Origin of the sequence: Ezakiella peruensis (assembly GCF_900215725.1) — a bacterium.
Lineage (GTDB): Bacteria > Bacillota > Clostridia > Tissierellales > Peptoniphilaceae > Ezakiella > Ezakiella peruensis.
The window spans coordinates 154719-168786 of record NZ_LT962469.1 but is presented as its reverse complement, the minus strand read 5'-3'; the positions used below and the strand labels follow the sequence as shown (position 1 = coordinate 168786).

General features: G+C 31.5%; 7 protein-coding genes. All 7 read right to left on the bottom strand.

What is annotated here, in order from left to right; translation table 11 throughout:
- Window positions 1-42: 42 nt before the first annotated feature.
- Window positions 43-7620, bottom strand: coding sequence for a helicase-related protein (locus CUU59_RS00815; RefSeq protein WP_099950134.1), 7578 nt, complete (start codon window positions 7618-7620; stop codon window positions 43-45).
- A 68-nt stretch (window positions 7621-7688) separates the two neighbouring features.
- On the bottom strand, window positions 7689-8114 hold the full coding sequence (locus tag CUU59_RS00810; protein WP_099950133.1) for a hypothetical protein: 426 nt from the start codon (window positions 8112-8114) through the stop codon (window positions 7689-7691).
- Window positions 8115-8126: 12 nt separating this feature from the next.
- Window positions 8127-10136 (bottom strand): DNA topoisomerase 3, encoded by a 2010-nt coding sequence (locus tag CUU59_RS00805; protein WP_099950132.1) that lies wholly within the window; start codon window positions 10134-10136, stop codon window positions 8127-8129.
- A gap of 335 nt (window positions 10137-10471) precedes the next feature.
- Window positions 10472-10888, bottom strand: a complete 417-nt coding sequence (locus tag CUU59_RS00800; RefSeq protein ID WP_099950131.1) for a MarR family winged helix-turn-helix transcriptional regulator — start codon at window positions 10886-10888, stop codon at window positions 10472-10474.
- Window positions 10889-11056: 168 nt separating this feature from the next.
- Complete coding sequence (locus CUU59_RS00795) at window positions 11057-11857, bottom strand: TlpA family protein disulfide reductase (protein ID WP_099950130.1); 801 nt, start codon at window positions 11855-11857, stop codon at window positions 11057-11059.
- Between the two features lie 19 nt (window positions 11858-11876).
- Window positions 11877-12548, bottom strand: a complete 672-nt coding sequence (locus tag CUU59_RS00790) for a cytochrome c biogenesis CcdA family protein (RefSeq protein WP_099950129.1) — start codon at window positions 12546-12548, stop codon at window positions 11877-11879.
- 67 nt (window positions 12549-12615) lie between these two features.
- A complete protein-coding gene (locus tag CUU59_RS00785; protein WP_099950128.1) occupies window positions 12616-13941 on the bottom strand; it encodes an MATE family efflux transporter in 1326 nt (441 codons plus the stop codon).
- Window positions 13942-14068 lie beyond the last annotated feature (127 nt).

Here is a 14068-nt window from a genome sequence, read left to right as displayed (position 1 = left end):
TAATATATTATCAAGCTTTTTTACAATAAATAACATTATAAATTAAATAGAAATGTCATCTCTTTCTTGAGTGCTTTTATAACTGCTATTTTCTTTTGCTTGCTTGTCGTAATCTCTCATCTCTGATACAAAGCTTACACTTTTGATCTTTGGAGTATCTTTAACATTATCGTCCAGATCATTTATATCATATCTGGCTATTATTCCATCATTATCAATGTCTTTTTCTAAAGGATCAAATGCAATTTTTGTATTATAATCTATATATTCTTTAGAGATGATTTTCTCTAAAGTGCCTTTGAAATCCTCAATAGAATTACAATTAATGCTACTTATTATTTGATTATTAACCTCTTTGTTTATTGACAGAGTATCTATATTGACATACAATGCAACATCGTTATCATCAATAGACTTTTCATCTAATACAACTCTTGCTGGATTATTAAAAGCTTCCGAAGAAGGAGTAATGCCAAGATTTTTTTCAAACAATCTATTAATAGAATCTTCTATATCTATTAACTCTTGTTCGTTATAGACCTTGCTATTATCACTTAACATTACCATTATTTGATTTAATCTTTGCTGCTTTTCTCTGTATTCATCCTCTCTTAAAAATGGTTGCCCTTGCTTTTCTTTTGCTAATTCTAATGTTTTTTCCATATCTTTTACCTCTTTATTTATTCTATCTAATCTTTCTTCAATTTTATTTATTAGATTGTCTATACGAGTTATATTACCTGCCCCATCAGTTCCTAGATCTACGCTATAATTATACTCACCCTTGACTGTTGCAATATTAGAAAATAGATTATTACCAGCTAAGCCATCTTTAGAAATTTTAATGTCAAAGCCTCTATACACTATTTTATTATCTTTTAAGCTATATAAACATTTTTGAAGTTGTTCTGCAGCTTCTTTTCTTTCTTTATAATATACTCCGTTTATACTCAATCCTGAAAAATCATTCGCAAGAGTATTGTTATTTCTTGTTTGTATATCCTTTTTGATTTTATTTATTTTGTTGGTAGCTTCATCAAAAAAACTAGGTGCTGTTATGTTTATTATTTTATTCAATTTAATTTGCTCTTGTTGATGGCTTCTTTTAAGCGTTCCAAGTTTTCTAACTTCCATATCAAGTTCAAATTTTTCTTTAATAATTGGATCTCCAGCACATTGAGCTATTGTTTCGCTAGCCTCCATAACTAGAGAATCATCAAACACATCTCTGCTTCCTATTTTGTTAGTCATTACCTGTGTAATAAATTTTTGTTTTCTTAATATCATTTGCCACAAATAAGAATCAAATGTTTTCTCTGTAACATATCTGTATATGTCCACCTCATCATTTTTGTTGCCTTGTCTTACAATTCTTCCCATTCGTTGCTCTAAATCTGATGGCCTCCAAGGGCAATCTAAATCGTGCATAGCAACTAAATGATCCTGAACATTGGTTCCAGTTCCCATTTTGCTTGTTGATCCCATAAGAACTCGCACTTTTCCACTTCTGACCTTTTCAAACAGTTTATCTTTTTGAGATTCTGTTGAAGCATCGTGGATAAAAGCGATTTCATCTTCTGGAACACCATAATCTATTAATTTATCTTTTATTACCTGATAAATATCAAAATTAGCTCCACCTGGAACTCCTATATCAGAAAACATTAATTGAGTGCCTTTTATATCTGTTGTATCTTTCCATATTTTATAAATATTTTCAGCACACTTACTTACCTTGCCATTTGGATCATCTTCTGCATTTGGATCGATCATCCTCATATCAAGTCCAGCCTTCCTAGATTCATTGGTTATCACAAGCATATTATCTTTTTTCCTATCAACAGTACCATTTCTTATTTGCTCTGCCCTTTTGCCTAAACTTTCTATAAAAGCTCTTTGTTCTAAGGAAGGTTGAGTAATTACAGTATGAATATTGTGATCTGGTATGTCCAGATCTAAATCGTCTTGCATTTTAATATCAGCAACTTCTCTAAAGATTGTTTGTAATTCAGGTAAATTTATATACTTAGATAACCTTGTATTCATTCTAAAACTTGTCCCCTCTGGAGTTAGTTCCATTTCTGAAACAGCCTCAGCAAAGTTACTTACCCAACCATCAAAACTATGAAAATCTTTTTCTATTAATTTATCGTTTTGAAGGTAGGTCTGCATAACATACATCTCAGATATATTATTGCTGATTGGTGTACCTGTCGCAAAAATAACACCTTTATTATTGGTTATCTTATCCATATACCTGCATTTCATTAACAAGTCGCTAGCTCTTTTTGAATTAGATTGTCCGATACCTTGAACATTGTTTAATTTTGTTGGAATGTATAGATTTTTATAATAATGCGCCTCATCAATATACAATCTATCTACTCCCAACTCTTCAAATGTTACCACATCGTCCTTATCTTTATCATCATTCAATTTTTCTAATGCTTCAATTTTATTCAATCTGGCCTTCTCTAAATTTTTAATAGTTATTCTGCTGGATTCAGACCTTCCATTTAAATCATTAAGAGCTTTTTCTATATTCTCTATTTCAGCAAGCATAAATTCCTGCTGAAATTCTTTACTCATAGGTATTTTTTGAAATTGAGTTTGTCCTATGATTATGGCATCAAAATTACCAGTAGCAATTTTCGCACAAAACTCTTTTCTGTTTGCTGGCGAAAAGTCTTTAGCTGTAGCAACTAATATATTTGCATTTGGATAAAGGTTTAAAAACTCATTTCCTGTTTGATCTGTCAAATGCTTTGGAACAACAATTAGGGACTTATTACAAAGACCCAATCTTTTTGATTCCATAGCACTAGCAATCATTTCAAATGTTTTTCCAGATCCAACTACATGAGCTAGCAATGAATTGCCACCTTGAATAATTCTGGCAACAGCATTTTTTTGATGCTTCATTAATTGAATATTACTATTCATTTCAGGAAATGTAAGCCAATCTCCATTGTACTCTCTATTGACTTCTGAGTTAAATTTTCTATTATAGATATCAATTAAGTGTTTAGAGCGATCTTCATCTTCCCATATCCAAGCGCTAAATTTATCTTTTAAATCCATTTGCTTGTCTTGTATTTCTATGGTTTTTTGATCGTCTATTACCCTCTTTTCTTTTCCTTCGTCATCTATAATAGTTTTGCGTACAACTGCAATTTTACCATTTAGAGTATCTTCAATTAAATTCATACCTTTATAAACATCTGTTATTCCAACAGGATCAATAGCATACCAATAATAAGATTTATTAGCTATATTCCATTCGGTCATTTCTTTGTTATATGAAATATCTGGCACAAAGTCACCGTCATATAGATAGCTAACAAACTCTTTTATATACTCAACTGGTATCCAGTTTGCTCCTAGTTTTACTGTGATGTTTTCAGGACTTAATAATGGTGGCAATGAAGCTTTTAAAGCTCTTTCATTTATATTTTTATATTTAAAATCAAAATGTTCTAATGCCTCCATTTTATTTAAAATATTTCCACTCAAATATTCATCTTCTGGAACATATTTATCTAGCTGAGGATCAAAATAGATCTTACCATAAAGATCATCTATTACCTCATCTTCTGATTTACTTACTAAGCTAGATATATAATCAAGATCTACTTCTGCTTTAGTGTTTAAAGATATTAATAAAGCTTCTTCCACACTTTCGGCTTTAGTTATTTCTGTTTTTCCTCTTATTGTTCTTTCAGAAAATATTTTAGCTTTCTCTTTAAATTCTCCCTTTTCATATACTTCTAGAGCTTTTAAGACAGGACTGGAAATATCATCTTCGAATAATTTAATATTTTTACTTTGATTAATTCTTCCATATTCTTTAACAAAATTATCATAATCTGCATTTAAATATAGCTGCAAAGACTTAATCTCCGATTCAGACTTATCATCTAATTGTGCGTTTAATAATTTTTGAACATCATCTCTAATTTTTATTAATTGAATAACCCTGTCCTTGTCTTTATCAGTTTTAAGATTAAGTTTTTCTATACCCTCTGATTTTTTAATATAGAATTCATCGTCATATAGAGTAATAGAATAAGCTTTTATATCAGCTAAATCAGCTATATTTTCTATGACCTTATTTAAATGACTTTGAGTAGATATAAAAGCTGGAGGAAATGTTGAAACTGCTTCACTTATTCTTGTTCTTATATCTGTATTTAATCCATCATCAACACAAGCTAAAGCTTTCCCAAATTGAGTGGAAATTAATTTTAAATCTCCCAATACATGAGATCTGTTGTTTTTAAAGTATTTATTAATTTCTTCGCCTTGTTCTTCATCAAGATCCAGCCAATCTGGTCTATTATCATCAGTAATTTCAATTTTATTTTCTCTCTTTTTTAAAAATATTATATCTGAAGTTACTGATGTTCCAGCATTCTTTGTGAAAGTATTATTTGGAAGTCTTAATGCACCAACCAATTCAGCTCTCTCTGCTAAATATTTACGAACATTATCATCTTTTTTATCCATTGTTCCGCTAGATGTTATAAGTGCAACTATTCCGCCTGGCTTTACCTTATCCAATGCTTTCGCAAAAAAATAATCGTGGATCAAAAAATTATTATTTTCATAATCACTATCATAAATTTTAAAATCGCCAAAAGGAACATTGCCTATGGCGACATCAAAACTATTGTTATTCAAATCTGTATCTTCAATTCCACTTATTATTACATTGCTTTCTGGATATAAAGCCTTGGCTATTCTTCCACTTAACCCATCTTTTTCAATAGCAGTATATTCTGCATTAATTAAATTTTTAGGCTTTTTACCTATAAAGCTACCTATACCAGCAGATGGTTCTAATATTTTAAAATCTCTAGTACCTCTAACATTCATTTTATCTAAAGCTCCATATATACCATCAATTACCTTTGATGGTGTATAAAAAGCTGTTAAAGATGATTCTCTTGCACTTTTATATTCTTCATCACTTAGCAAACTTCTAAGCTCATTGTTATATTTATTATCTTCTTTGAATACACTGGGCAGTCCTCCCCAGCCAACGTACTTAGATAATATTTCCTTTTCTTCTATTGTGGCATTTCTTTGTTCTTCTTCTATTATATTTAATATTTTTAGAGCATTAAGATTATTTTGTATTCTTTGAGATTCTGTTCCTTCTCCCAAATTATCATCATTAATTTCGTAATTTTTAGAAGATGTAACTTCTGTCTTTTTTTCATACAAGGACACAATTGGTCTTATGCTTTCTTTTATCGATTCAAAATCTCTAAAATTAATATCTTGTAAAGTCCCAATGAGATCCATATTTGAATTTAACAAATAATATTTGGCAATTCCATAGTTTCTTGCTATCAAATAATATTCATTGTTTTCTAATTTTATAGAATTCAATAGGTCTATATTAGGCAGACCTTCTTTATATAAAGAATAAGCTCCAGCACTGTATTGTTCATAACAACTTTCTATAGCTTGCTTATGCTTTGATTGTAAATTTTCAATCACTTTTTTAAAAGCATTAACTGAATAGTTATCCAGGTCTTGCCAATCGTTAAATTTTTTTATTTGATAATCAAAGTATTTTAAACCATCATATTTGATGCTTAAATATGCTATGTCTTCCTCTCCTTTAATTAATCTAATATCACTATTGTTGTTTTGATATTTGATTTTGAAATCATCACCATAGACTTTATTGTCATATCTTGTTGCAGCTTCGGATAAATTGTTTCCATATCTAGAATTTGTGCTTTCTTCATCAATTCTTTCTAGTTGTGAATTAACAATAATTCTATTATAAGAACCATCTAATAATAGATAATATTCACGAGTGCCTTTCTCATCTTCAATAGATATCCTATCTTCGATTCCGTATTTTACATCATCTATAAAAACATTCCTTGAATTAAATTCTATTCCGCCTGTTGAATGTATTATATTAAAAAGGTTTTCATCTTCTATAATTTCGTCTATATTTTCAACGATATAATTAATTATATCTGAATTTGAACTATTGATGTCTGCTTGATTCATTGCAATGGGTAAGCCTTTATTAACCAATCTACTTCTTAGTACATCATCTCTTTGAATAATCTGTTGTGTACTTAACCTTGTAGAATCAGAATTTTCTGTCTGATACTTATCAAGCTCCCAGGCTCTTCTAAATAATCTAACAATAAGATCTTCTCTTTTTACAATGCCAGAGCTTTCAATATTATGCTTATCAAATATATTTTCTAGACCCTTATAGAGTTCTGATTGCTCAAATTCCTGCTGTGGAGTTAAAACTTTGCTTACTTCTATATTTTCTTCAGCTGTTTTCTCTGCCTCTTCAACTTCTTTTTCTGTTTCTGTATCCTCAGGTTCATCTAAAGGCACATTGTTCAACTCTACATTTGTGTTTTCTTCAAGCTCCTCATCACCTTCAAGCTCTTTATCAACTTCTTCTAAATTTAAAGTTTCATCTAAATTATCTTTTGAGGATTCTTCTATAGACTTTAGTTTAATATTATCGTCTATAAAGCTTCTAAATTCTTTTTCAACTTCTTGTTTAAGCTTATTAACAGAATCAATAGATTTCATATCATCTGGGAGATTTTGATCTTTAGATATCTGCCTAATTGTATTTGCATATTCCATTTGAAAAACACCATTAAAGCTTGCCAAGGTATCATTTCCTAACACTTCTCTCGCCTTAATGATCTCATTTATTAAATCCTCATTATTTTTTAATTTTTCTAATATCTCTTCTTTTAATCTAGAATCATTTATTGATTCATATCTATTTTCTTCAGGAATATCAATAATATTGTTTTTTTGTATGGTGTTATTAAAATTCTTTAATTTTTCTAGTTGATTTTCATTAGCATGAATTTCTAAACCATCTATTGACAATATTTTTTCTTTAAATAAATATGCAACTGTATCTTCTATGCTTTCTTCCCTTCTGGAGTTTATATCTGCTATTAAATCTTCTAAAGAAACGTTCTTTCTTCTTTCTACTCCTAGATCTTTCAAATCTTCTATAACCTGAGTTAATATATTTGAAGAAGCTTTAAATACAAAAGACAATAGATTTATATCCATACTGGATATTTTCTCTAAATTAGCATTATTAGAAAAACCCATTCTTTTATTCAAAAGATACTCCGTAACATTTGTTATGGGTTCTCTTAAAGTGTCTGGTATAAAATCGATCCTGCTTAATAGTTTTACATATTCTGCTGCAAGATCTTTATTGTCTTTACAGCTTAGCAAATCGAGTAATTTATTATAATCATTTGTAGTATCATTATTTAAAGACCAAACCAAGTTTTGAATCTCTCCTTCATAAACTTCCTCAATTTGGTTAATATCATACAGTCTATTTATACTTCCGTCACTATTTGTTACTTCAATATAATTATTTACTTCATCGTCTTTAAGCTCTAAGCGCATATTATTTTTCCAAAAATCAGCACTAGCAAGTGCCATTATATCGCTCTCTATTTGATCATATATTTCCATTTGATTATATAAGCTATACTTTTGTGTATAAGCCATAATATCTAAAAACTTTTCAAGATTTGTTTTGTTTTTAAATATTTCTATTGCTTTTTGAACGTATTCAGATCTTTTCATTTTTACCTCCTAAAATTTATAAAATAAAAAAGGGTTATGTATAAAACACAACCCTTAATCTCTAGTCCTTACAATTCTATTCTATATGTTAAATTTCCTCTTTCTGATTGATTAAATTCTAAAACATATTTTCTTTGCTTAATCAATTCAGAATATTCCATTATTGTCCTGCCAAGCTCCTCATATGAATTGAAATATATGTCTAAATCAAATGGCTTAAGAAGCATTCTTATAATACTCATAGCTATTTTTCTTTGCTTGCCACCAATAATTACCTGGTTATAAAATATATTCTCGTTAATGTCATCATTTATTTGTGAAATACTATCATCTATCTTAAACCATATATAAATCATTGGTTCACCCTTTTTGCTTGATTTTAAGCATATATCCTTAACTTCTACTACATATTTTCCAAAGGGTGGCCTATCTGTAGAATTATCTACTTCATACATCTCATCAAATTTTTGCCATTGTCTAATTTGTTTTTCCATTAATTCCTCCCATTAATCAAATCTCATTTTAAAATTTATATACTGTCCAGTATCCTCAAGGCTTATATTTGCAGGATAATGGCTGCCTGTTTTTGCTGACTTGAAGCCTTCAATTCTTACTTCGCCCTTTTCAAGGATCTCTTTTAAAATTTCGTCTGTCAATTTTTTTCCTTTATTGTTCCACCATATATTGTCTTTGTAAATTTTCCAGCCACAATCATTATCGCACACATATGATTTGCCACGAAGAACAATATTTCCCTCTTTGCACCTTGTGCATTTTCCTATTACTTTTTCTTCCATTTTAAATTTCACCTCCTCTTGATTGCTTAATATTTTATTAATCAAATCTTCAATTTCTTCCATAAACTCTCTTTCACTTAACCTGCCATTAGCTATTAGGGTAAGCTTGTTTTCCCAATCTGCTGTTAGCTTTGGTGATTTAAGAAAATCTGGAAGCAATTTATCTATGTTTTCTCCAATTTCTGTTGATACTAAATTTTTCTTGTTTCTTTCTATATAGTTTAACTTAATAAGTTTCTCTATAATTGAAGCTCTTGTTGCTGGAGTTCCTATGCCTTCTTTTTCTGTATCAAGGCTTTCGTCTAGATCTTCATTTCCAGCTCGTTCCATAGCAGACAAGAGAGTATCTTCAGTATAATATTTTGGTGGAGATGTCATTCCTGTTTTAATCTCAGGCAAGAACTCAAATTCTTCACCTTCATTAATTAATATAAAGTTACTTGCCTCTATCTTTTTCTGGAAGAAGTTATTTTCGTATTCTCTAAAACCAAGCTCCTTAATTGAAGATTGATTTGCTTTTAAAATAAGGTCATCTACTTTAAATTCGTAAGATCCTTTTATATCAACACCATCTTTTAGCATAGATGATATAAACCTCATCTTTATTAAATTATATATTTTGTTTTCTTCTTCAGTTCTATTATTAGATGATAAAGAATTAAGCGTTGGTATGATTGCGTGGTGATCGTTAACTTTTGCATTATTAACTATTTTAGTAACATTATAGTCTTGTTTATCTATTTTATTAGCAAGCTCCAAAACACTATTGATCATATCTTCTGTTACATACCTGCTATCTGTTCTTGGATATGTTACTTGCTTATTTTCGTACAATTTTTGTGTAATATCTAATGTTTTTTTAGATGTTAATCCGTAATACCTATTAGCTTCTCTTTGAAGTGTGGTTAGATCATAAGGTAATGGTGATCTTGTCTTTTTTTCTATAACATTGCTTTTCACACACTTTATTTTATTTATTTTTAAATTATTTATTTCTTTTAAAGCTTCATCTTTGGTTTCATACCTATCACTTTCAACAATTAAATCTTGTATTTTAGAAAAAATTACATAAAATTCTTGAGGTTTAAAATTTTTGACATTATTTGTTCGCTCCACAATCATACTTAAGGTTGGGGTCATAACCCTACCAACAGAGATTAAGGAGTTCAAATAATCTCTATATTTTAATGAATAAAACCTTGTAGCATTAATTCCAATTAACCAATCAGCTTTCGCTCTTGCAAATGCTGATATATATAAATTATCATAATCTGCTCCAGGTTTTAAATTTTTAAAACCATTGCTGATTGATTCATCTTCCAGCGAGCTGATCCACAGCCTTTTTATTGGTTTTTTACAATTTACTTTATCATAAAGCAATCTAAATATTAGCTCTCCTTCACGTCCTGCGTCTGTTGCACAAATTACTTCATTAACCTTGCTATCATTAAGCAAAGACTTGACTATATTAAATTGCTTTTTAGTGCCACTAGAAGCAACAGTTTTAAATTGTTTAGGTATTATAGGTAGATCTAATAGATTCCATTTTTCATATTTTGGATCGTATGCATTTGCAAACGCTAATTCTACCAAGTGCCCAACACACCAGGATACAATATAATCGCCTCCTTCAAAATATCCATTACATTTTTTATCTGCACCAATTACCTTTGCAATAGAACTTGCAACACTAGGTTTTTCTGCAATTACTAATTTCATATTACCTCCTTATCTTTAATGTAAATTTCCATAAAAAAAGAGAGGTTAAAAACCTCTCAAATATTTTCATAACTACAAAATAGCTACAAACTCAATTTTTAATGTATTAAACACTCTATTTAATGCCATCTCAAGATATTATAGCTTTATATAACATATAAAGAGACATAGTCCACCAAAAATAGCAAGAAAAGATTAATTTCCCTAGCCATCTTTTAAAGGCAAATAAAAAAGGACCTTTTATGGTCCTTATAAATACTTAAATACTAATAGTTTTTAATTTTTAATTTTTTTATTTTTAAAATTTTTAAATAATATCCAAGAGCTCACTTATATTAGTCAAGCTTATACTTAGAAATAAGTTCTTTTAGAATTTGAATTTCATCTGGGCTGTATACTTGAAGCTCTTCTTCATACATTTCAAGTACCTTAGGATATGCTCTTTCGATTACATCCCTGCCAAAGTCTGTAAGTGATAATAAATTTTTTCTTCTGTCTTCGTCATCAAGTCTTCTTGAAATTAATTTATGTTTTTCAAGATTTTTTATAACCAATGATATTGCAGCATTGGAATCTAAGATTTCTTCTTGGAGTTCATTAACTGCAAGTTCTCCATTTATGTGTAAGGCTTCCAAGATAAAATATTGGCTGAGCGTAACACCGAAGCGTTTAGCAATGACTTCAATCTTAGAGTCAATGTGTGCAATCATATGGTGCATACTGACGACGGTTTTGGTAATTTCTTCGTTCATAAATAACCCCCCTCCGATGACTAACTAGATACCCCTTTTAAATATCATTAAAACAGAAAATTTGAAAATTTTATTTTTATTTTGTCTTTTTTTAAAAATTTTTATTTTTCAACAAAGTTTGCATAAAAAAATAACGGGCCTTAAGCCCGCTATTGATAGAAAATTATTTTATTTTCCTGCCTTTTCATCTTCACCTTGTTGCCAAACTTCTTGTAGTTTGTCTGGGTCTGGCATTGGGTTGCCAGCGTTTAATTCATCAGCAACAAAGTTTAGAACCTTGTCGTTCCATGCGCCGAATAATTGGCCTACGATCTTGCCGTCCTTGATGTAATAATTGCTTGGGAAAGATCCAATATTATAAGCCTTGTTAACATCTCCGCTTTCATCTGAAAATACTGGTAGGTCGATTTGTTGACCTTCAATCAAAGTTTTAACTACAGAAGTTTTTTCGCCTGAGTCAATCAAAACTACCTTGATGTCGTCGCGTTTGTTTAGTTCAACTAGGTCAGGCATTTCTTTGAGGCAGTATGAGCACCAAGTTTGGAAGAAGTTTAATTGAACTAGTTCTCCTGAAGCTAGGATTTGGTCAAGCTTAACTTCCTTGCCTTCATCGATTGTCTTAACTGTAAAGTCTACTGGAGCTCCACCCATTTCAGCTGTGTCAGCGTGTTCGAGTTCTGTGAATTCTTCGCTGTAAGCATTCTTGGTTGTTTCAATATACTTTGTGCGAGCTGCCATACGTTCTTCTTGTTCTTTTTTCTTTTGTTCTTCAGTTTTTTCTTCTTTTTTATCTTTCTTGTCTTCTTTAGCTTCTTGTTTCTTTTCTTCTTTCTTTTCTTCTTTTTGTTCTTCCTTAGTTTCTGTTTGTTCTACAGGTTTTTCTTCCTTAGGTGTGTCTTTAGAGCAAGCTGTAAAGACCATTGTTCCTGCTAGCATTAGTGCGATAATAATTGTCTTAATTCTTTTCATAATACATCTCCTTTTGTTTTTAAATTCCAAATAGTAAACCTAGTTTATCAAAGACCATAAAGCCGCCGAATATAATTAGTATTGCTCCTGCGATCTTTGGCATAACTTTGATAACTTTTTCATATTTTTTAAGTCCTCTCATTAGGGCTGGTGCGAAAAATCCCGCTAATATAAAGGGAACGCCCAAACCGATTGAGTAAGACAATAGCAAGGCTGCTGCCTTCCATACTGTGGCTTTTGTTGCGGCGAACATCATAATTGATCCCAGGATTGGTGCTGCGCATGGGCCCATGCCAAAGACAAAGACCATGCCCATCAAAAAGCTGGACCAAAATCCGCCTGCGTCTTTCATTCTTCTGTTGCCACCTATTTGTGGAAGTTTAAAAAGGCCAAACATTGCCAGTCCAAATAAAATAATAACAACTCCGCCAATTCTTTGTAAGAGCAATTTGTTGGACTGCATAAAGCTGCCAAGTGCGGTTGCTGTCATACCCAAGGCTACAAATACAACTGTAAAGCCAAGGACAAAGGCCACGCTCCTGACAAGGGTCTTCTTCCAATTGCTTCCAATTTCATCAACGTCCATAGCCCCCGTTAGATACATGAGATAAACCGGTATCATAGGTAGGACGCAGGGACTGATAAATGAAACAAAGCCTGCTGAAAAACCTCCAAATAAAGATAAATCCATTCAATACCTCCTTATAAGCAATAGGATTATTACTTACTTAACATATCTACCCAATTTTTATTTTTTTCTAAACATTTTTCTTAATTTGTTTTTTGTGGGCAACTTTTAATGGTCTAATTATTTCGTGCCTGATAAAATAAAGGGAAACAATTGCCGTCAAAGCTTCCGCACATGTGAGGACCGACCAAATAAAGGGCCCGCCTATAAAGTTGTCGTATATCAGCATTAAGATGGTAATTGAAATCGGCGTCCGCAAAAGCGACATCCAAATGGCGTACTTGGACCTGCCAAGACTGGCAAAAACAGTAATCATAATTACATTTAATCCGGTAAAAAAATACGAATAGGAATAGACCGACAAGGCTTCATATGTTTTTTGGGTAAGCTTGGTCCCCTCTTCCAAAAACAAATTTACCAGGGAGTCGCCAAAAAATATTATTATCAATTTAAAGGCCAGGGCGATAGCAAAAACAAAGGCAAAGCCTCCTGATAGGGACTTCAATATTTTTTTGTAGTCCTTGCGTCCGTAATCCACCGCAAAGAGCGGGGCCAAACCCTGGGCCACTCCCGTCATTGCCACCTGGGCAAAGATCGATACGTAGGAAATGGCCGCGTAGATAATGAGTCCTTCTGGGCCAACCCTCCTTAAGATTGCCCTGTTAAATAAAAATACCGTGTAGCCAATGGCCACTTCGCTAATGGCATCTCCTACACCCAAAGGGATAATCTTTTTTAATATTTTAAAATCATAAGATTTGACAAATTTGAGCCTGCCCTTGCGGTTGAAGAAATGTGAAAACATCATGGCAGAGGAAACCAATTGGGCAATACCCGTGGCAAGAGCTGCCCCGTAAACGCCCATATCAAATTTTACAATAAATAAATAATCCAAAATAATATTGGTAAGAGCCGATACAAAAACGGAAAAAGCCGTTATCATTGGAAAACCATCGAGCTTTACCATGACCTCGAACTGATAAGTGGTCATAAAAAACAAGGCAAAGGGCAAGACCGTCGATAAATAATCCTTGACGTAGATATAGGTCTCCTCGTTTGCCCCAATTGTATAAATGATTTTTTCCATAAAAATATAAATGATGGCCATATAGGAAAGGCCGATTATTATTAGGGATAAAAATGCCGTGGAAAAAATTTGATTGGCCCTCTTTAAATCTCCCGCCCCCAAACTGTGGCCAACCTTAGCCTGGGTGCCAATGCTAAGCAAGATGCCAATGGCAAAAAACGTCGTGACCACCGGCATGGAAATGTTTACAGCTGCAAATTCAGTCTCTCCAACATAATTGGCAACAAAAAATCCGTCCACCATGGTGTAGAGGGCGTAGACCCACATGGAGAAAACAGACGGCAGGGTAAACTTAAAAAATCTTTTCATAATAACCTCTTCTTTTCAGTAATAACTTTATATATTCTATCTTTATATTATAGCCTTGAAAATCCTTATTTGCAAATTTTATAATCTAGGCGGTCATTTTGAATTTACAAATGCTATTTTTATTTGC